Origin of the sequence: Labilibaculum sp., assembly GCF_041595635.1 — a bacterium.
Classification (GTDB): Bacteria; Bacteroidota; Bacteroidia; order Bacteroidales; family Marinifilaceae; genus Labilibaculum.
The window spans coordinates 1-21095 of record NZ_JBFHJW010000005.1; the positions used below are offsets into that span (position 1 = coordinate 1).

A 21095-nucleotide genomic window follows, 5' to 3' on the forward strand; every position below is an offset into this window, starting at 1 on the left:
CACTTCTTTCAATGGATAGTCTCTTATTCCAAATACAATTGCAATATAGGTTTGTGCTATTAGATAAGAAACTATGAAAGGCAATATTTTTTGGCTATTCTTTACCTCCATAGATAATAAATACCAACCAGCAAACAGATAGATCAGAGCAAAAAGAAGAAGTAAAAAAACGAGAAAGGGTAATTTTGATACCAAAGTGATAAAAACAATCCCAAAAGAGATTAAAAATGATATTTTTTCTATTTTAACCATATCTATTTTTATTATTGACCATTAATTATTCGTTCAACAATAAATTTATAAAAAATTACAATAAAAAAGCCGAATCAATTAAGATTCGGCTTTTCTATTTTTTATCAATAACTATTTCTGAGGACTAATTCGATAGGATCGAATCAGAAAGAACAAGCCCATTAATATTAATGGAATACTTAACAGTTGGCCCATATTTAGTAACATTCCTTGCTCAAAAGCTTCCTGATTTTCTTTAACAAACTCAATAAAGAAACGAGCCGAAAAAATCAGCACGAAAAATGTACCAAAAAGTCTTCCTTGGTATTGTTTTGCATTGGTTTTCCAATACATAAACATCAAAATAGCAAAAGAAATAAGGTAACAAATCGATTCATACAACTGAGCTGGATGACGAGGTGCTGTTGGCTCATAAATAGATGCTCTGATAAATTCAAATCCCCAATTGGAATGAGTCTGAATACCAATAATTTCAGAATTCATTAAATTTCCCAAACGAATAAAACATCCTGCCAAAGCTACGGGAATTACCACATAATCCATTATCCAAAGCATTGGTTTCTTGCTTACTTTTTTAGAATATAGCCAAAGCGCAGTAATAATTCCAATGGCCGCACCGTGCGAAGCTAAACCGCCATGCCAAATTTTAATTATTTCAGATGGATGTTGTGAATAGAATTCCCATCCATAGAAAAAAACATGTCCCAAACGAGCTCCTACAACTGTTGCAATCATGGTATAAATAAATACCTTATCGAGCCATTCCAATTCAACACCATCTCGTTTAAACATTTTTTCTACGATATAATATCCTAGCAAAAAGCCTAATGCAAATAGTAATCCGTACCAACGAATAGAAATCGTTCCGAATATCCACCAATTGATAGGTAAACTAAATATTTCCGGGTCGATATCCCAAAGGATTGAAAGCAACATATTATTTATTTTAAAGTTTGGTAAGTAAAGCTAAATGGATTGTTTCGTAGCTCGAAACAATCCATGTGAATGTAGTATGATTTTTTTAATTATGGAAATTAAGCCGTAACTCCTTTTCCGTGGCATTGTTTGTATTTTTTACCACTACCACAAGGGCAAGGCTCATTTCTCCCCACTTTTTGAGCGGCGCGAACAGGCTCCATCTTTTTGGGTGCAGATTTTTCTTTGCCAGATCCTATCTCCTCTTTTGAAGTTTTCATTTTGCTTAAATCAGTTCTTTTCCTCTCTTTTGCCTGACGAACTTCTTCAGGATCCGACAGTGGAATATGACCTTTCATTAGGCTACTCACAACATTTTTGTTCACAGTTTCAATCATTGTTTTAAACAAATTGAAAGACTCAAATTTGTAAATCAATAATGGATCTTTTTGTTCGTAAGATGCATTTTGAACCGATTGTTTCAAATCATCCATTTCACGCAAGTGTTCTTTCCAAGAATCATCAATAGTTGCAAGAATGGAAGCTTTTTCGAAGGAGTGAACTAAATCTTCAGCATTAGTATCGTAAGCTTTTTTCAAATTGGTTACGACTTGAAACATTTTAGATCCGTCGGTAAATGGAACTACGATGTTCTCATACATTTCTGCTTTTGTTTCGTACACATTTTTAATTACCGGATAAGCTTGCTTGCTGATTGCTTCCACTTTACGCTTGTAGTTATTTACAACTACACCATAAATTTTTTCTACAAGTTCTTCTGGTTTTTTCTTCATGAATTCATCCTCACTAACTGGCGAGTCTGTTGAAAATGTACGGATCAAATCCATTTTAAAATCCTCAAAATCACCACCGTAATAATCATTCACAATTACTTCCGATAAATCGTACATCATATTGGCGATATCAACCTGAATACGCTCTCCAAATAATGCATGACGACGACGTTTATAAATTACCTCACGTTGAGAGTTCATGACGTCATCGTACTCCAATAGTCTTTTACGAATTCCGAAGTTATTTTCCTCTACTTTTTTCTGAGCTCTTTCAATGGATTTGGTAATCATACTGTGCTGAATTACTTCTCCCTCTTTCAAACCCATTCTATCCATCAACTTCACAATACGATCGGAGCTAAACAAACGCATCAAATCATCTTCCAGCGACACAAAGAATTGAGAAGATCCAACATCTCCCTGACGACCTGCACGACCACGTAACTGTCTGTCGACACGACGAGAATCGTGACGTTCTGTACCAATAATTGCCAAACCACCAGCAGCTTTCACTTCATCGGTAAGTTTAATATCAGTACCACGACCTGCCATATTGGTTGCAATAGTAACCGTTCCCGATTGTCCTGCTTCTGCAACAATATCTGCTTCGCGTTGATGTAATTTTGCATTCAATACATTGTGCTTAATTCCTTTAATTTTAAGCATACGACCAAGCAATTCTGAAATCTCAACCGAAGTTGTACCCACCAAAACCGGACGACCAGCTTCAACCAACGCAACTATCTCATCGATTACTGCACTGTATTTTTCACGTTTTGTTTTGTAAACCAAATCTTCTCTATCATCACGACAAATTGGACGATTGGTTGGAATTACTACAACTTCCAATTTGTAAATATCCCAAAGTTCACCTGCTTCTGTTTCTGCAGTACCGGTCATTCCCGATAGTTTGTGATACATTCTAAAGTAGTTCTGAAGCGTAATTGTAGCAAATGTTTGGGTGGCAGCTTCCACTTTTACACTTTCTTTGGCTTCAATTGCCTGATGCAGACCATCGGAGTAACGACGGCCTTCCATAATACGACCCGTTTGCTCATCAACAATCTTTACTTTTCCGTCCATCAACACATATTCAACATCTTTTTCGAAAAGCGTATAGGCTTTTAAAAGTTGATTAATAGTATGAACACGTTCTGATCGAACGGCATAACTTTGAATCATCTCATCTTTTTTGGCTAATTTTTCTTCGTCCGAAAGATCTGATTTTTCGATTGCAGCAACTTCAGATCCAATATCTGGCAATACAAAGAAACCGGCATCCTCAATATTAGAACTAATTAAATCGATACCCTTGTCGGTTAACTCGATAGAATTATGTTGCTCGTCGATAACAAAATACAACTCATCAGTAATGATATGCATATTTTTGTTATTCTCCTGCATATAGAAATTTTCGGTCTTTAAAAGACTTGCCTTATTACCCTGCTCACTTAAAAATTTAATGAGTGGTTTCATTTTTGGCAAACCTTTATAAGTCCTCAACAATAGTTTTGCACCTTCCTCTACCTCTTTTTTATCATCACTATTCAGTAATTTTTTTGATTCAGTAAAGATTTTCATCACTAATTCATTCTGAGCTTTCACCAAACCTTGTACTTTAGGTTTTAGTTCGTCGAATTGCTGATGTTCACCTCTTGGAATTGGACCCGAAATAATTAATGGTGTACGAGCATCATCAACTAAAACAGAGTCAACTTCATCGACAATTGAATAATTGTGACGACGTTGCACCAAATCCTTAGGATTGGTTGCCATATTATCACGTAAATAATCAAAACCAAATTCGTTATTGGTTCCAAACGTAATATCGGAAGCATATGCTTTTCTACGAGCGTCAGAATTTGGTGAATGTTTATCGATACAATCAACAGACAAGCCATGGAATTGATACAACGGTCCCATCCATTCTGAGTCACGTTTTGCAAGGTAATCATTAACAGTAATTACATGCACACCTCTACCTGTTAATGCATTCAAAAATACAGGCAAGGTTGCTACTAATGTTTTACCTTCACCTGTTGCCATTTCGGCAATTTTTCCTTGATGAAGAACAGTTCCACCAATTAGCTGAACATCATAGTGAATCATGTTCCAGGTAATCTCAGTTCCACCAGCGATCCATGAATTAAAGTAAACTGCTGTATCACCATCTATTTGTATGTTATCGTGGAAAGGAGCTAAATCACGATCAAACTGAGAGGCAGTTACTTCCAGCTCCTCATTTTCAGTAAATCTACGAGCTGTATCTTTAACAATTGCAAAAGCTGTAGGAAGAATTTCTTCCAAAACTTCTTCTATTTTATCATCGATCTTCTTTTCAATATCGTCAATCTGATCGTATATTTCTTCTCTTTCGTTAATTGTAACGTCCTTATTATCAATCTTCTTTTTAAGACTTGTTATTTCGTCTTTTTCTACTTTTATATAATCTTGAATACGTTGTTTTAGCAAAGTAGATTCTCCGCGAAGATCATCTATACTTAATTTGGTAACTCTATCGTATTCTTCTTTAATTTTGCCTAAATAAGGACTCAACTCTTTAAGGTCTCTATCTGATTTATTACCAAACAGTTTACCCAATGCACTATCTATAAAACCCATTTTGATTTGTTGATTTCGATGTGTAAAATATTTTTAGCAAAAAAGCTAAAAATCAATAATTTATAATAGATGACATGTCCTATTGGAATACAGGACAATAAACTTACCCCAAGGCAGGAGCTCGGATATGAAAATCGCCTTTGCATATGTTGCTAATAATAACTTCTGAGAAATTATAAAAGCACACAAAATCCTGCGATATAGGAATGTTTTGAATAGATGTAGCTTGATTTGCTACTGGAAATTCAGGTAAATTCTCAAGTAAAGAAATCTGATTTCCTTTTTGAAAGCATTTTTCAGCAAACTGATCCTGCTCAAACTGAGCAAGTATTGGCAACGAATAGCTTTCCTCGAACTGATAAGCATGATCTGCATACCACTCCGCAAACACTTGATTATCAACAGACAGATCCGAGCTATTTGCGAAAGGAACTGCTGCTGCACAACCTGTGAGCACACAAAATACAACTATGAGATATCTGTTCATGTCCATTGAAGCCAAAAGTAGATAATTTTATTGAATTAATGATTCAATATCATAAAAAAAGCCCCACAAAGTGAGGCTTTAAATACTATTTTATATTTTTTTAACTAGGCTTGAGTAGCATCTACAAAAACTCTAGCCTTAAATTCTTTGTCCATCATATAAAGACCTTGACCTTTTCCTTCAATCATTTTTAATTGATCCAGAATTTCATTCACAGTTGCTTCCTCTTCTACTTGTTCATCGACAAACCATTGTAGAAAATTCACTGTTGCATGATCTTTTTCTTCAATGGCAACATTCACACAATCATTAATTAAACTAGTCACCAATTCCTCATGCTTTAAAGTCTCTTCAAAAATTTCCAAGATTCCATTCCACTCAGCAGGAACTTCAGCAATTGGCTCTAGAATCACTCTACCGCTTCTTTCGTTAATATAATCCAACATTTTCATTGCATGAGATGTTTCCTCCTGAAACTGTACCTTCATCCAGTTAGCAAAACCAGGCATGCCATTCGCATTGCAATAGTTCGACATTGATAAATAAAAATAAGCAGACCAAAATTCTTCATTAATTTGCTTATTCAAAATTTTCTCTACATTCTTATTAATAGCCATAGTGTTTATCGTTTTTATGTGTTATCTTATTTTCGATAAAAATAAGAAGAATTAAACAAACACGGTAGGAATGCTAATGAAGATTAATTCTATTTTACACTTAACCCAAAATCATTGCTTCTTGGATTATCAAGTATACATATCTTTGATATGGTTTAGAACTAAGAATTTCAAATAAATTGTATTCTCACAAGAATTATTATCAATAATAATCAAAGAATGAAAAAGTTTGGATAGTCATGCTGTATTATCATTTTTTATCTGTCAAAATCTCCTTCTAATCCTAATTGTTGACTCTAGTATAGAAAAAATATCAATATCAAACATCTTTCCTCATTTTTTTTGTAAAACAAGCTCACACTATAGATTTTTATCTCTATTTTTAATTTCCGAAAGCAAAAAAACGGACTTACTTCAAAATTAACTACTATGGATCCACTTTGGCTAGCCATTGCTTTCGCTCTTGGTCTTCTTGTTAAATTAATTGGATTTCCACCAATGGTCGGATATCTTATTGCAGGTTTTACTCTCAAATATTTCGGTGCTGAACCTGATGATCTCATTCAGACTATCTCAGAGCTTGGTATCACCCTACTTTTATTTACCATTGGTCTTAAATTGCGGATTAAAGACCTATTGCACCGCGAAATTTGGGGAGGTGCATCAATACATATGTTACTGGTAACCTTACTCATGGGTTTAATTGTGTTTGTATTGAGTTTTAGCTCTTTGCACATATTTGCTAATTTTGATTGGAAACAAGCCTTAATCATCGGCTTTGCTCTTAGTTTTTCCAGCACAATTTATGCGGTAAAAATTTTAGAAGATAAAAGCGAATTAAAATCAGCTTATGGAGTTCTCTCAATTGGTATTTTAATTATACAAGATATATTTGCAGTTCTCTACATTGTAATAGTTGCAGGAAAGTTACCATCCATCTGGGCTATTGGCATACCTGTATTATTTGTAATTATTCGTCCATTACTATTGCTGATACTTGACAAAATTGGCCATGGAGAAATTTTAGTACTCTACGGTTTCTTTTTAGCATTAGTTGTTGGTGCCGAACTGTTTAAAATTGTTGGTTTAAAAGCTGATTTAGGAGCACTAATTGTTGGGATATTAATCTCTAATCATAAAAAGGCAAAAGAATTAGCCAACTCACTCATGAGTTTCAAGGACATCTTTCTCATTGGATTTTTCTTATCCATTGGACTCATGGGACTACCTACCCTTCAAATTTTTAAAGTGGCAATTGTTTTAGCCTTAGCAATAAATCTAAAAGTAATCTTGTATTTCTTTGTCCTAACACGATTTAAAGTACGTGCAAGAACCTCTTTATTTACCTCCTTAGCGCTTGCTAATTTTAGTGAATTTGGATTAATTGTAGCTTCCATTGCAGTAGCTAAGAATCTTATTCCTTCCGATTGGTTGGTTGCTATTGCCATTGCCGTGTCTATTACATTTATCATCTCTGCACCCCTTAATTCGAAGGCGCACAAGATATATTCAAATTTAAAAGACTACTTGCGTAGATTTGAGACTCAAAATCGTCTTATTTATGATAAAACTTTTGATATTGGAGATGCTGAGATTCTGGTTTTTGGAATGGGAAAATTAGGTTTGTCGGTTTACAATCAACTGAATAAAATACATGGTCGTAAAGTTCTTGGTTTGGATTACAATTACGATATCGTTCAAAAATTAAAAAAAGAAGGCATAATAATTCAACAAGATGATGCATCGGATAGTGAGTTCTGGGAAAGTACTTTTAAAACATCTAATCATCACGATGTAAAATTGATCATGCTTTGCATGAACGACCACAAATCAAATGTATTTGCTATAGAACAGCTTAAAATTACCGGTTTTAATGGAAACATAGCTGCGATTGCACGTTTTGAAGATGAACGTAAACAGTTGGAAAAAATGAATGTAGATGCGGTCTATGATATCTATTCTGAAGCTGGTTATGGTTTTGCAAATCATGTCTGCAGCTCCGTTGATATTGGTTCTAGCAGATAAAACATTTTAAATAAAGCGTGGAATTTACAGATCACATTAAAGGCCTCCCAAATTGGAAGGCCTTCAGTATTTATGATTCTTTTAAAGAATTGACATCAATTAGATCGCATCAATAATCGAATTAAAAGTTTTACTTGGACGCATTGCTTTGGTCAAAAGTTCAATGTTTGGCAAATAGTAACCTCCAATATTCATCGCTTTTCCTTGAGCTTCGTTTAATTCAGTAACAATCTTCTGCTCGTTTGCTTCTAATTGCTGAGCCACCTTTTTAAAACTAGCTTGTAATTCTACATCTTCAGTTTGACTAGCTAAAGCTTGTGCCCAATACATAGCCAAATAAAAATGAGAGCCTCTGTTATCCAATTCATTTACTTTACGTGATGGAGACTTTTTTTCTTCTAAAAACTTACTAACTCCTGCATCGAGTGTGTTAGCGAATAAAGCTGCTTTTTTATTGTTGTATTTTGCTGCAAGATGTTCTAAGGAAACGCCCAAAGCAAGATACTCTCCTAAAGAATCCCATCGTAAGTGTCCTTCCTGAAGAAATTGCTGCACATGCTTAGGTGCAGATCCTCCTGCGCCTGTTTCGAACAATCCACCACCATTCATTAATGGAACGATAGAAAGCATTTTTGCACTTGTTCCTAATTCGATAATTGGAAACAAATCGGTTAGATAATCACGGATCACATTACCCGAAACCGAAATTGTATCTAATCCTTTTCTGATTCTTTCCAAAGAAATTTTCATAGCATCATCAGGAGCAAGAATTTTAACATCTACTCCTTCTGAAATAAATTCAGGAAGATAAGCTTTTACTTTTTTGATGATTTCAGCATCGTGTCCTCTGTTTTCATCTAACCAGAAAATTGCGGGAGATCCTGTGGCTTTAGCTCTGTTTACAGCTAACTTCACCCAATCTTTAATTGGAGCATCTTTGGCTTGACACATTCTAAAGATATCTCCTTTTTCAACAATTTGTTCCAATAAGCTGGAGCCTTTTGCATCTACTACACGAATGATTCCTGCTGCTGGAGCAAAGAAAGTTTTATCGTGTGAACCATATTCTTCTGCCTTTTGAGCCATTAAACCAACATTCGCTACACTTCCCATCGTTCTAGGATCGAATGCACCATTTTTCTTACAGTCATCAATAACTACCTGATACATTGTTGCGTAGCATCTATCTGGAATCATGGCTTTTGTGTCTTGCAATTTGCCTTCCTTATTCCACATTTTTCCCGAATCGCGAATCACAACTGGCATTGAAGCATCAATAATTACATTATTAGGAACATGTAAATTAGTAATTCCCTTATCAGAATCAACCATAGCTAAATCAGGACTAGTCGTATAAACAGCCATAATATCAGCTTCAATTTCTGCTTTTTTATCAGCTGGCAAGCTTTCAATTTTAGCATAAAGGTCACCCAGTCCATTGTTTACATTTACACCTAATTTTTTGATGACCTCAGCATGCTTCTCAAAAACATCTTTATAAAAAACCTCAACTGCATGGCCAAACATTACAGGATCAGAAATTTTCATCATGGTTGCTTTCAAATGGAGAGAAAGCAATACTCCTTGTTTTTTAGCATCGGCAATTTGTTCTGCATAAAACTTGCGAAGCGCCTTCACATTCATAATAGAGGCATCAATCACTTCTCCTGCTAATAGTTCTGTTTTTTCTTTTAAAATTGTTGTTTTTCCTGATGGATCTACAAATTCAATTTTCACATCTGTTGCCTCTTTAACAGTTACTGATTTTTCAGAGCCATAAAAATCTCCCTCTGTCATATAAGCCACCTGAGCTTTTGAATCGGAAGACCATGCGCCCATTCTGTGAGGATTATTTTGTGCATATTTTTTTACTGAAGCGGCAGCCCTACGATCAGAGTTTCCTTCACGTAAAACAGGATTTACTGCACTTCCTAAAACTTTTGCAAATCTTACTTGAAGTACTTTTTCTTCATCAGTTTTAGCTTCTTCAGGATAATCAGGAATCTTATATCCTTTGGCTTGCAGTTCTGCAATGGCAGCACGCAATTGTGGTATTGAAGCACTAATATTGGGTAATTTAATAATGTTCGCTTCTGGTTTTAAAGTCAATGCTCCCAATTCAGCTAAATTATCAGCTACTTTTTGCTCCTCGGTTAAATTTTCAGGAAAATTGGCAATAATTCTTGCTGCTAAAGAAATATCCTTAGTTTCTATTTCAACCCCTGAAGTTTTTGTGAATGCTTTAATTATGGGTAATAATGAATAGGTGGCCAATGCCGGAGCTTCATCAATTTTAGTGTAAATAATTTTTGACTTTTGTGTCATATTGGTTGTATTTTGAATAATTTAATAATGAATAAAAAATAGGCTTTACGCCTTAATACAAGTTGAAACGAAGCACAACTTAAAATTTACTTAAACGTATGTATTTTTTTTATTTTCTGCCTCAAAATACCCTCCTTTTTTTGAATCATTATGCTTATTTATAAAAAAAGGCTTCTGTTTTGTACAGAAGCCTTATTGTTTATATATGCAAGCAAAATATCATATTTCTAATTGTTATTCAAAATCAAGTGAGAATTTTTGTTTTAGTAATCCTAAAGCCGGATTCTTTTCGCATAAGTAATTGAAACGATCGGAATCTGTATATATCTTTTTTTTTGTTTTGGTTTGGATGATTTCTGTTTTAATTTGAATTTTAGAATTGTTTAATTCTTTTCTCAAATAGTTTCGCACTTCATTTTTTACCGAAATAACGTCATCCACCTGCAAGGGATTACTAACACGCAAAATGACTTCGTGAGAATCTGATATTTTCGGTTTATTTACCGTTAATGCCAATCTTATACGATCACTCTTGCCTTTTATTATAATGTATTCCTTGAGCTTTGCTTCCAGATTTTCTTGCGTAATGGGTTCGTTTCCTAACACCTCCCGACCTGAACTCTCGGTCTTTTTCGTATCTGCAGGTTTCGAACTGTAATTAGGCCTTTGAATTCCCTTATTTAAAGCCTGCTTTATGGATACTGAACTTGCAAAATGCGATTTTATGGATTCAGTATTGCCTGTATGTTCTAACTTATTTTTATGGTAAGCTCCACCTTTATCAGTCAATAATTCGTTTTTTGGCTTAGTGGATTTTGTTTTTGCCTTTGTAACAGTGCTTAAAGCTTCACCATCAACAATAATTTTCTGAAGTTTTTTACTATTTAGATTTACTTCAAGTCCTTTTTTTTTTAATTCAACTATCTGTGATAATTGAATTAAGCTTAATTCGATAAGAAGCCTCTTGTTTTGACTTACTTTAAAACCAATGTCGCATTGATTTAGAATTTTGAGTGCATCATATAGAAAATCGAGCGGACATTTTTGAGCTTGATCAATGTATTTCTGTTTCACAGAATCACTTATTTCGAGTAATTGAACCGTTGCCGGATCTTTTCCTACCAATACATCACGAATATGAGCATTTAGTCCAGCTATAAAATGGTGTCCATCAAATCCCTTCTCAATAATTTCATTCAACAAAAGAAGCACCTCTGAAACCTTCCCTTCCAAAAATGCATCTACCATTTTAAAATAGTAGTCGTAATCCAAAACGTTCAAATTTTGAATCACATTTTCATAGGATATCTCTTTGCCCGAAAAGCTAACAATTTGATCGAAAATAGATAAGGCATCCCGCATGGCTCCATCGGCCTTTTGAGCAATCACATTTAATCCTTCTTCATCTATTTTTACCCCTTCTTTGATAGCAATTCCCTGAAGATGCTTTACCGAATCGTCTACTTTAATACGATTAAAATCAAAAATCTGACAACGGGATAAAATTGTCGGAAGTATTTTGTGTTTTTCGGTTGTTGCCAACACAAAAATAGCATGAGCGGGTGGTTCTTCCAATGTTTTCAAAAAGGCATTAAATGCCGAAGCCGAAAGCATATGAACCTCGTCGATAATATAAATGCTATAGCTACCAATTTGCGGGGGAATACGAACCTGATCAATAAGATTTCGAATGTCTTCAACTGAATTGTTCGAGGCCGCATCTAATTCATGAATATTATAGGAACGATTCTGATTGAAAGCAGCGCACGATTCACATTCATCGCAAGCTTCATAATCGGATCCAATATTTGAACAATTTATAGTTTTAGCAAATATTCGGGCACAAGAAGTTTTCCCTACACCACGAGGACCACAAAACAAGTAGGCATGAGCCAAATGATTGTTTTTAATGGCATTTTTAAGGGTGACAGTAATGGACGCCTGGCCGACAACTGAGGAAAAGATCGAGGGACGATACTTACGTGCTGAAACAATATAATTCTCCATAAAACTTAAAGAAAAAAACCTGAATTGGTGTGTATTTTTCGAATTCCAAATATACTCAATCAATACAAATAAATCACCAGAGAACTTACAGGAATTTCAATGTTTTTTTTAATCTTCTTACTCAAAGCTGGTTAAATGCAATACTGAAAAACTGCATTTAACCAGAAAAAAAGGATGAAACTTTTGAGATCCATCCTTCTTGTTTGTTTTTTAGGTTTTGACTTAGCTTACCGGATCATAACGAGTAACACGTTGCACTCCTTTTACACGTTTCAGTTTCACTATTAATGTATCCAGATGTTCTGTACTAGCTACCACTACGGTAAGGTTCCCCACAAACGACCCTGCATTAGTATCAACAGCAATCGCTCTCATTTGCACTCGTAAATCTTTAGAAATCACATCAGAAATATTACTTACAATACCCAATTCATCTTCTCCAGTAATGTGCAAAACAGCTTGATAGGAAGCAGATCCTTTATCAGTCCAGTTGGCTTTTACAACACGGTAAGGGTAACGACTCTGCATTTCGGCAGCATTCGGACAGCCAATTCGATGGATACGAATTCCTTTTCCAATGGTAATAAAGCCAAAAATTTCATCTCCAAAAATTGGGTTACAACAATTGGCCAAAGAATAATCTACATTCGATATATTTTCATCTACAATTAAAACATCTTCGCCTTCTTTGGTAATTTTCTTTGAAGAATATTCAGGCAATTCAGCCTCAACTTTTTCGGTCTCTTTTTTTTCCGTTAAAATATCCTTAATCTGCGACAAATCATGTTGTTCCAACGCAATTCCCTGATACAAATCAACAGCTAATTTGTACTTGTAAAAATTCAAAAGCTTTCTGATATTTTCATCGTCAAAATCAACTTTCCAATTTTTCATCCTTCGCTTAAGCATCTCCTTACCCAAATCAGCTTCCTTAAGTAATTCCTCTTTAATCGATTGACGGATTTTATTTTTCGCCTTGGTTGAAACAACAAAATTCAACCAATCTGCTTTTGGTTTTTGAGAATTAGAGGTGGTAATGGCAACCTGATCTCCATTGTTTAAAACCTGCTTAATGGAAACATTTTTTTGGTTTACAGTTCCTCCAATACATTTATCACCAACATCGGAGTGAATAGAATACGCGAAATCGAGTAAAGTAGCTCCTGCTGATAATTGTTTTAAATCTCCTTTAGGAGTGAATACATAAATTTCTTTGTGATACAAATCAGCTTTAAATTCATCTATTAAATCAATAGAATCAGTACCTTGACTTTCAATTACTTCACGCACATCCTGTAGCCAAGCATCAAGGCCTCCTTCTCCTTTTCCTCCTTTGTATTTCCAGTGAGCCGCAAAACCTTGTTCGGCAATTTTATTCATCCGTTTGGAACGAATCTGAACTTCTACCCAACGATTATTGGGACCCATTACTGTAGTATGCAAAGATTCATAACCATTGGATTTAGGGATGGTAATCCAATCTCTTAATCGCTTAGGATTAGGACGATACAAATCACTAACTGCTGAATAAACTTTCCAACATTCCGATTTTTCTTTCTTTGCATTTGCTTTTAGAATCACCCGAATGGCAAAAATATCATATACTTCTTCGAATTCAACCTGCTTGGTTTTCATTTTGTGAAGAATAGAGGCAATCGATTTTGTTCTTGCTTTAATCTTATAATTTAGACCTAACTGATCCAATTCCACTTGAATTGGCTTCACAAAATCATGAATGTATTTTTGACGCTCCTCCTCACTATCCTTTAATTTCTTTTCAATATCAAAATAAACATCAGGCTGAAGGTAGCGCAGAGCCAAATCTTCCATATCCGATTTCACATTGTACATTCCCAAGCGATGAGCAAAAGGAATGTAAAGAAACTCTATCTCTTTAGCTAAGGCTTTCTGTACCTTTTCAGTTTTATTTTCTAAATTTCTAAGGTTAAACAATCGATCAGCCATTATAATCAGTACCACACGAACATCGTCGGCAAAACTGAGCAATAGTTTCCGAAAATTTTCAGATTCTAAACTTGGGTTTTGATTGTAAATATCAGTAACCCTAACCAATCCACTAATAATTTGACTTACCTTATCACCGAAAAGGTCAGAAATCTCTTCTAATGTTATTTGTTTTTTCTGGACAATATCGTAAAGTAGAGAGCAGATTACAGAAGTTCTACCTAAGCCTAATTCTTCCACAACAATTTGAGCAATAGAAATGCTTTTATAAATAGCAGGTTCCCCATTAGTTCTTCTCTCGCCCTCATGATCTTTTAAGCTTAATTCAAAAGCCTTACGAACCAGTTTGATATCGGCTCTCGTTACAATATTTCTACAAGTCACTAGTAAATGTTTGTAACGATATAATATTTGCTTTCTCTCTTCCTCCTTATTGAATTTAGTCATATAGTAATCTTACCAATTTGCGTAGTGAACATTTATAAATATGGCTGATAAGCTGATTTTTATTATAATCCTATATCATTCATAAATCAGTTTTCTTTGCTTTATTAAGCACTCTAAAAGTATAAAAGCTATTACTGATTGACAAACCGATTTGTATTTTTTAACGATTAGAATTCGCAATACTTTATTGTTCGTGTGCTGATTCCTTAATATTCAAACAATTGATAAAATAATGCCTAGAAGAGCAAAAAAGATCTTCTGTTTTACTAAATTTGTTAACTCAAGATCAAAAATAAATGGGAACAATTCTATGTCAGTAACAGATACAAAAAACATACTTTTTACACGATCATTGAGTCCTGAGCATTTAAGATATGCGAGTCAATTAGATCTTTTGCTTACTGCCAAAGCATTTATTCAAATCGAAGAAATTCCTATTTCAACGGAAAAAATCGATTTGCTAAATTCAGAAGCGAAAGCAAGTTGGATTTTCACTAGCCAAAATGCAGTAAAAAGTTTATCCGATCACGTCGATTCTCTAGAAAATTTAAAGGACAAAAAAGTTTTTGCTGTAGGCGAAAGAACAGCCGAAGCACTCTGGAAAATAGGAGTAAAAGCCCAAATACCAAAACTCCATAACTCCCAATCTCTTCTTGATTTACTAGAAAAAGACAATGCAAATTCCTTCATTCATTTTACCGGTAATTTGCATCAGAATATCCTGTCGGATTTTATGTATGAAAAAAAGTTTGAATTCACAGAAATTCAGTGCTATCGAACCGAATTGATTCAACCGGAAGTTTCCATACACGAATTTGATGCTGTTTGCTTTTGTAGCCCTAGTGCGGTAATTAGTTTTTTCACGAAATACAAAATAGATGAATCGCTTCCTTGTGTTGCTATAGGAAGCACTACAGCAGTTAAACTTCTCGATTACACCGATCATATTGTGATGTCTGAAAGAACCAATGTGTATTCGATGCTGGAAATTTGTAACGATTATTTAAATTCATAAAACACACATAATATGTATCAATACAAAAGAAGTTCGGAACTATTTACCATTGCCAATCAATACATTCCTGGCGGTGTAAATTCTCCTGTCCGGGCTTTTAATTCTGTAGGCGGAACTCCTGTTTTTATCGAAAAAGCAAAAGGAAGTATTCTTACCGATGTTGATGGTAACGAATATATTGATTTTATTTCCTCTTGGGGACCTATGATTCTGGGGCACGCCTATCCAAAAGTAATAGAAGCTATTAAAGCGAAAGTAGAACATTCCACCTCATTTGGTGCTCCCACCGAATTAGAGGTGAAAATTGCCAAATTAATCGTTGATATGGTTCCTAATATCGACAAAGTGAGAATGGTAAATTCAGGTACAGAGGCTTGCATGAGTGCAATTCGTGTTGCCCGAGGTTATACAGGAAGAAACAAGTTTATCAAATTTGAGGGTTGTTATCACGGTCATGCCGATTCTTTCCTTATTAAAGCAGGAAGTGGAGCCAGCACCTTTGGCATGCCTAATTCTCCAGGAGTTACTCCTGGAACTGCCAACGACACGCTTACGGCAAAATACAACAATATTGAAGATGTTAAGCAAGTAATTGCTGACAACAAAGGTGAAATTGCTGCCATTATTGTTGAAGCAATTGCTGGTAATATGGGCTGTGTTCTTCCAAAAAAAGGATTTCTGGAAGACCTACGAAAAGTGTGTGACGAAGAAGGTATTTTGCTGATCTTTGATGAAGTAATGTCTGGTTTTCGATTGGCTAAAGGTGGAGCTCAGGAATATTTTGGTGTGAAAGCCGATTTACTAACTTTTGGGAAAGTAATTGGAGGTGGAATGCCTGTTGGCGCTTATGCCGGATCTAAGAAAATTATGGATGTAGTTTCTCCCGCCGGCCCAGTTTATCAGGCTGGAACTTTATCGGGTAATCCCATTGCTATGATTGCTGGATACACTCTTTTAAACGAGCTGAACAGTAATCCGAAAATCTACACCGAACTTGCAGATAAAACCGAATACCTTCATAAAGGCCTCGATAAGGTGTTTAAAGAATCAGGTTTCGATTATCGAATTAACCGTTGTGGTTCAATGATTAGTATTTTCTTTACGGATGTGGATGTGGTCGATTTCGAAAGTTCTTCGACTGCGAACAATGAATACTTCCCAAAATTCTTTCACGAGATGCTGAAAAGAGGAATTTATTTGCCTCCATCATCCTTCGAAAGTTATTTTCTATCGAATTCATTAACCTACGATTTACTCGACAAAACAATACAAGCTGCGAAAGAATCACTTGCAGCCATGAAATAATTCAAAAACAGGAAGTCTCAATACGTGGCTTCCTGTTTTTTTACTTTCGCCTTTTATCTACATCATTGGTTATAACGTTTAAACCGCATGGATTTAGAAAAACTAATAGATCCTTTTCCTGTTAAAAAAGAAGCAAAAATCATTGCCCAGACGATTGCTAACAATCCGGAAAATCTTGCCCAATTATGGAAGCTCTGTCTAAGCGATAAAAAACATTCATGGCGAGCTTCGTGGCTATTGGATAAAGTTTATGAAATTTCACCCCACTTAGTTCGTCCACTTATACCACAAATGGTATTGTTAATTCCTCAGCTTAACGATACAAGCAAAATGCGTCAATTTCTGAAACTAATCAGTTTAGAATCCTTGCCAAACAATATTTCTGGCGAATTTATTACTACGTGCTTCGAATTATTAATCTCTAAAAAATCAGCAATTGCTGTAAAGGTTTATGCCATGCAAATTCTCTTCAATTTTTCACGACAAGAACCAGATATAAAAAATGAATTGGCCATAATTATTGAGGAAGGCATAAAAAATGAAAGCGGAGGTTACTGCTCGCGGGCTTGTAAAATTCTTAAAGCTTTGCATAGGTAAAGATTTTATTTCCATTTTTTTTTTGCAAAATAGAATTATAATATACATCCTAATAGTACGTTAAACTATGCAGTGAGAACATTCAATAAATTCATCTGCAAAATGAAATCAGAAACTTCACAACTTAAATACATCCCTTTTTTTCTTATCCTAATTGGATCTTTTTTCTTTCAAAAATGCACTTCTAATCAGTCAGATAATGCAGATGAGAATCAGGACCTAATCGAAATTACCGATAATGATCCAGCAGCTGGAAATCCTAATGGTAGTGCTACTATACCAGCTGAAGCCCAACTTGAAGATGTTTCCCTACCCGATCAGATTATTGGTGATGGAAGTCCCGAAAGTTGCACCGCTCAGGCTTTTATCGATGCTGTAGCCCTGGGAGGCAAAATTGTATTCGATGGTGGTTCCGAACCTTTTACCATTCAACTGGATGAAGCAGCCAAAATTTTTAACGATGCCAGCAACGAAGTGGTAATTGATGGCGGCGGATTGGTTACTCTCAGTGGAAAAGGAAAAACCCGTATTTTATACATGAATACTTGTGACGAAGATCAGCATTGGACCACGTCCCACTGCCAAAACCAAGATCATCCAAAATTAACACTTCAAAACCTCACTTTTATCAATGGTAATTCTAAATCGGAAGATAAATACGATGGCGGTGGCGCTATTTGGGTGCGTGGTGGTCGCTTAAAGATTATCAATTGTCGCTTTTTTAACAACATGTGTGCTGATGAAGGACCTGATGTTGGTGGCGGAGCTCTTCGCGTTTTCAGTCAATACGAAAATATGCCCGTTTATTTGGTTAACTGTACTTTCGGTGGTGCCGAAGGATACGGAAATACTGGCTCAAATGGTGGAGCAATTAGCAGTATTGGCGTTTCCTGGACCATTATAAATTGTTTATTTTCTCACAATCAAGCAATCGGTAATGGTGGAAATCCCGCTCAAGCTGATACTCCTGGCGGAGGAAGTGGTGGAGCAATCTATAACGATGGGAATACCATGACTTTAGATATTAGAGGAAGCTTACTGGAACAAAATGAGGTAAACACTCACGGATCATCTATTTTCTTTGTTACCAACGATCTAAGTGGGAATATTATTATTGACGACTCGGTAATTCAAAATAATATAGGTGGAACTTGGTATCCTGTTTATCCAAGTATTTCTATGCACAGCGATACGGAAATAACAGTAACAAATTCACTCATAGAGTAAGAACTGCAACCTTTTTATCACTTCAATTAGAACCTCAAACAAATCATTCTTATCGACAGAATATCAATCCTTTAATTCAAAAAGAATGACTATTTAAAATAGATCCAAAAATGGACGAGAGTCTGTCTAAAAAAGTTTTGAGTTCTATCAAACTGTACTTCCCAAAAATCTTCGTTTTTAACAAACAAATATTTCTCGACCTACGAGTTTACTTTACAACCATGTCTTTTTTAGACAGCCTCTTTTATTTTTTTGTTTTAAACGATTCCCAACCGGGTCATTTCAGCAACCAATTGCTTCCGATTATCATCCATCATTTCACACATGGGGGATCGGAACTTTTCCTGAAGTTTACCCATTAAGGCCAAACCAGTTTTTACTGGAATAGGATTAGACTCGATAAAACACAATTGAATCAGTTTTAAATACTTGAAATAAATCTCCTTAGACTTTTCTAAATCACCTATTGAAGCCGCATGCATTAAATCATGAAACTCTTTAGGAACCAGGTTGGCTATAACTGAAATAACACCACTTGCTCCCATACATACTGCCTGAAAAGCCAATGCATCATCGCCAGAAAAAACCATAAAATCAGCTGGTTTATCTCGTAAAACACAAGCAACTTGTTCCAAATTACCCGACGCTTCTTTAATTCCAACTATGTTCTCAAACTCCTTGGCCAACTCAATCGTTAAATCAGCAGGAATATTCCCCGAAGTTCTGCCAGGAACATTATATAAAATAATTGGTACTGTAACTGCATTAGCAATTTGAGAAAAATAATCTTTCAAGCCTTTTCTTGTAGGTTTGTTGTAGTAAGGCGATACCACCAAAATAGCATCAACACCCAGTGATTCAGCCAAACAGGAATTTTTAATTGCTTCGGAAGTAGAATTTGTTCCCGATCCAGCAATTACTGGAACTCGTTTGTTCACCTTTTCAACAGTATGTTTAATTAGTGTTGTATACTCCTCCTTACTAAGAGTGGCCGCTTCTCCAGTAGTGCCACACACTACAATTCCGTCCGTTTCATTCTCCAAATGAAAGTCGATCAAATGATCAAAAGCAGTATAATCAATACTGCCATTCATTTTAAAAGGTGTTACAATAGCAACAATAGATCCTTGCCAAGCTTTTTTCATTTATTTATACTTCTTGATTATAAACTTGCAGACATCCGCAAGTTTTAGTTAACGGCTGCAAATATAGATTCTTCAATAAACTGAACGAAATTTTTAGAAAATTTATTCAATAATTCTACATTCTGTTAATTTTTGAACATCTTTGTATAGGTTTTCAACACAAATTTCAATTCATGATAACAATTCCACAAGTTGTAGAAAAAATAGTTAGTTCACAACCTTTTTTAGCTGAAGCTTTAGTCGATGGATTAATCAATATTTCTTCCCTCGCTCGTAAAATTCAAAGCCAGGTTGAATTGAGTGTAAAGAAGCCAGTTAAAATAGGAGCTATTATAATGGCATTAAATCGATTAGCCCCAAATCTGGAAGTGAAAATTAATCCCGAGTTGAAAGAGGTTATCACCAACGTAGGAGATATCATTGTTCGCTCACAATTGGTTGATTTTACTTATAAAAACTCAAATACATTGATTGAAAAACACACAGAATTGTTAAAATCTATTGGCCCAAATCAAGAATTTTTTTACACCATGGTTCAAGGTGTTTTTGAATCGAACCTAGTTGTTAGCAATACGTTAAAAGAAAAAGTAGAGCAAGTTTTTGGCAATGAAATGCTGGTAAGCAAAAGTGAAAATTTATCATCTGTAACTTTAAAACTACCTTCAACAAACAGCCAGCAGCTTGGTTTTTATTACTTTATTCTCAAAAATATTGCTTGGGCTGGCATTAACATTCGCGAAGTTATTTCTACCACCAATGAATTTACCCTCGTTGTGCATGATGAAGATATTGATAAAACCTTCTCAGTACTCAAAAACATGGGAAATAATTAAAAAAATGGCTGTATGTTTCAAATACAGCCATTTTTTATTTGTTCATGCAACACTTTTTAAATTTCCTTCCACTTCCACAAAAGCACAAGTCATTACGATTTATTTGTTTTTCAATTTTCCTTTCCGGATATTCTCCAGAAACATAAACCCAAGCCCCATTTTCTCGTTCGAATAAAGACTTTTCGTGTATGCATTTCTCTTCTCCATTCTCACAATAACTTGCCTGGAATTCAACCCACCCAATTAAATCGTTCTCCTCTCCTTTTTCCGCAGACAGAATTTTCAATCCTCTCCATTCAACGGTTAATGCCCACTCTAAAATCTCTTCTCTTTGTTGGATCGGACGAGTTTTTGAAGCATAAGTTTTTAAGATATAATCTACATCAGCCGTTACAAATGCAGAATACCTGCTTCGCATTAAATCCTGAGCAGTTTGAGCATTCCGTTTGCCAGAGTGTATTGCTCCACAGCAATCGATATACATACTACTATGTCCACAAAAGCAGTTCTGATTCAT

The 21095-nt window shown here is 35.1% G+C and carries 16 protein-coding genes; 6 read left to right on the forward strand and 10 right to left on the reverse strand.

The features are described from left to right. From ABYT26_RS02515 to ABYT26_RS02535, 5 genes are all read right to left on the reverse strand, one after another. The coding region (locus ABYT26_RS02515) for a hypothetical protein (RefSeq protein ID WP_372751314.1) at window positions 1-252 on the reverse strand (252 nt) is incomplete at its 3' end. 111 nt (window positions 253-363) lie between these two features. Beyond that, a complete protein-coding gene (gene lgt, locus ABYT26_RS02520) occupies window positions 364-1188 on the reverse strand; it encodes a prolipoprotein diacylglyceryl transferase (RefSeq protein WP_372751315.1) in 825 nt (274 codons plus the stop codon). 98 nt (window positions 1189-1286) lie between these two features. Next, window positions 1287-4583 (reverse strand): preprotein translocase subunit SecA, encoded by a 3297-nt coding sequence (secA, locus tag ABYT26_RS02525; protein WP_372751316.1) that lies wholly within the window; start codon window positions 4581-4583, stop codon window positions 1287-1289. A 103-nt stretch (window positions 4584-4686) separates the two neighbouring features. Further along, the gene (locus ABYT26_RS02530) at window positions 4687-5085 is read right to left on the reverse strand and encodes a hypothetical protein (protein WP_372751317.1); all 399 of its coding nucleotides are present in this window, start codon (window positions 5083-5085) and stop codon (window positions 4687-4689) included. A gap of 89 nt (window positions 5086-5174) precedes the next feature. After that, window positions 5175-5687 carry a ferritin gene (locus tag ABYT26_RS02535; RefSeq protein ID WP_372751318.1) on the reverse strand — a complete coding sequence of 171 codons (513 nt, stop codon included), beginning with the start codon at window positions 5685-5687 and terminating at the stop codon, window positions 5175-5177. 429 nt (window positions 5688-6116) lie between these two features. Here ABYT26_RS02535 and ABYT26_RS02540 point away from each other — a divergent pair, with 429 nt between their 5' ends. Next, window positions 6117-7712 carry a cation:proton antiporter gene (locus ABYT26_RS02540; protein ID WP_372751319.1) on the forward strand — a complete coding sequence of 532 codons (1596 nt, stop codon included), beginning with the start codon at window positions 6117-6119 and terminating at the stop codon, window positions 7710-7712. 99 nt (window positions 7713-7811) lie between these two features. Here the strand turns inward: ABYT26_RS02540 and ABYT26_RS02545 are convergent, their stop codons facing one another. From ABYT26_RS02545 to ABYT26_RS02555, 3 genes are all read right to left on the reverse strand, one after another. Continuing rightward, on the reverse strand, window positions 7812-10037 hold the full coding sequence (locus tag ABYT26_RS02545) for an NADP-dependent isocitrate dehydrogenase (RefSeq protein WP_372751320.1): 2226 nt from the start codon (window positions 10035-10037) through the stop codon (window positions 7812-7814). A 234-nt stretch (window positions 10038-10271) separates the two neighbouring features. Further along, window positions 10272-12044 carry a DNA polymerase III subunit gamma/tau gene (locus ABYT26_RS02550; RefSeq protein ID WP_372751321.1) on the reverse strand — a complete coding sequence of 591 codons (1773 nt, stop codon included), beginning with the start codon at window positions 12042-12044 and terminating at the stop codon, window positions 10272-10274. 222 nt (window positions 12045-12266) lie between these two features. Beyond that, window positions 12267-14456: a bifunctional (p)ppGpp synthetase/guanosine-3',5'-bis(diphosphate) 3'-pyrophosphohydrolase gene (locus ABYT26_RS02555; protein WP_372751322.1), complete on the reverse strand. Its 2190-nt coding sequence runs from the start codon at window positions 14454-14456 to the stop codon at window positions 12267-12269. A 310-nt stretch (window positions 14457-14766) separates the two neighbouring features. Here ABYT26_RS02555 and ABYT26_RS02560 point away from each other — a divergent pair, with 310 nt between their 5' ends. The 4 genes from ABYT26_RS02560 (at window position 14767) to ABYT26_RS02575 (ending at window position 18600) form a co-directional block, all read left to right on the forward strand. Beyond that, complete coding sequence (locus tag ABYT26_RS02560; RefSeq protein ID WP_372751323.1) at window positions 14767-15471, forward strand: uroporphyrinogen-III synthase; 705 nt, start codon at window positions 14767-14769, stop codon at window positions 15469-15471. Between the two features lie 12 nt (window positions 15472-15483). Beyond that, the gene (gene hemL / locus ABYT26_RS02565) at window positions 15484-16776 is read left to right on the forward strand and encodes a glutamate-1-semialdehyde 2,1-aminomutase (protein WP_372751324.1); all 1293 of its coding nucleotides are present in this window, start codon (window positions 15484-15486) and stop codon (window positions 16774-16776) included. 87 nt (window positions 16777-16863) lie between these two features. Beyond that, complete coding sequence (locus tag ABYT26_RS02570; RefSeq protein WP_372751325.1) at window positions 16864-17373, forward strand: hypothetical protein; 510 nt, start codon at window positions 16864-16866, stop codon at window positions 17371-17373. Between the two features lie 102 nt (window positions 17374-17475). Continuing rightward, complete coding sequence (locus ABYT26_RS02575) at window positions 17476-18600, forward strand: hypothetical protein (protein WP_372751326.1); 1125 nt, start codon at window positions 17476-17478, stop codon at window positions 18598-18600. A 257-nt stretch (window positions 18601-18857) separates the two neighbouring features. On the opposite strand, the gene dapA is transcribed toward ABYT26_RS02575, so the two are convergent. Beyond that, window positions 18858-19745, reverse strand: coding sequence for a 4-hydroxy-tetrahydrodipicolinate synthase (gene dapA, locus ABYT26_RS02580; RefSeq protein WP_372751327.1), 888 nt, complete (start codon window positions 19743-19745; stop codon window positions 18858-18860). A gap of 173 nt (window positions 19746-19918) precedes the next feature. Between dapA and ABYT26_RS02585 the strand changes: the two genes are divergently transcribed. Beyond that, window positions 19919-20578 carry a hypothetical protein gene (locus ABYT26_RS02585; protein WP_372751328.1) on the forward strand — a complete coding sequence of 220 codons (660 nt, stop codon included), beginning with the start codon at window positions 19919-19921 and terminating at the stop codon, window positions 20576-20578. 34 nt (window positions 20579-20612) lie between these two features. On the opposite strand, the gene ABYT26_RS02590 is transcribed toward ABYT26_RS02585, so the two are convergent. Further along, the gene (locus ABYT26_RS02590; RefSeq protein WP_372751329.1) at window positions 20613-21095 is read right to left on the reverse strand and encodes a YchJ family protein; all 483 of its coding nucleotides are present in this window, start codon (window positions 21093-21095) and stop codon (window positions 20613-20615) included.

Bases quoted from the DNA above. Each gene is read 5' to 3' on its own strand.
- dapA (WP_372751327.1), bottom strand. From the start codon at position 19,745: ATGAAAAAAGCTTGGCAAGGATCTATTGTTGCTATTGTAACACCTTTT.
- ABYT26_RS02535 (WP_372751318.1), bottom strand. From the start codon at position 5,687: ATGGCTATTAATAAGAATGTAGAGAAAATTTTGAATAAGCAAATTAAT.
- ABYT26_RS02560 (WP_372751323.1), top strand. From the start codon at position 14,767: ATGTCAGTAACAGATACAAAAAACATACTTTTTACACGATCATTGAGT.
- hemL (WP_372751324.1), top strand. From the start codon at position 15,484: ATGTATCAATACAAAAGAAGTTCGGAACTATTTACCATTGCCAATCAA.
- ABYT26_RS02570 (WP_372751325.1), top strand. From the start codon at position 16,864: ATGGATTTAGAAAAACTAATAGATCCTTTTCCTGTTAAAAAAGAAGCA.
- lgt (WP_372751315.1), bottom strand. From the start codon at position 1,188: ATGTTGCTTTCAATCCTTTGGGATATCGACCCGGAAATATTTAGTTTA.
- ABYT26_RS02545 (WP_372751320.1), bottom strand. From the start codon at position 10,037: ATGACACAAAAGTCAAAAATTATTTACACTAAAATTGATGAAGCTCCG.
- ABYT26_RS02550 (WP_372751321.1), bottom strand. From the start codon at position 12,044: ATGGAGAATTATATTGTTTCAGCACGTAAGTATCGTCCCTCGATCTTT.
- ABYT26_RS02590 (WP_372751329.1), bottom strand. From the start codon at position 21,095: ATGAATCAGAACTGCTTTTGTGGACATAGTAGTATGTATATCGATTGC.
- ABYT26_RS02555 (WP_372751322.1), bottom strand. From the start codon at position 14,456: ATGACTAAATTCAATAAGGAGGAAGAGAGAAAGCAAATATTATATCGT.
- ABYT26_RS02575 (WP_372751326.1), top strand. From the start codon at position 17,476: ATGAAATCAGAAACTTCACAACTTAAATACATCCCTTTTTTTCTTATC.
- secA (WP_372751316.1), bottom strand. From the start codon at position 4,583: ATGGGTTTTATAGATAGTGCATTGGGTAAACTGTTTGGTAATAAATCA.
- ABYT26_RS02540 (WP_372751319.1), top strand. From the start codon at position 6,117: ATGGATCCACTTTGGCTAGCCATTGCTTTCGCTCTTGGTCTTCTTGTT.
- ABYT26_RS02585 (WP_372751328.1), top strand. From the start codon at position 19,919: ATGATAACAATTCCACAAGTTGTAGAAAAAATAGTTAGTTCACAACCT.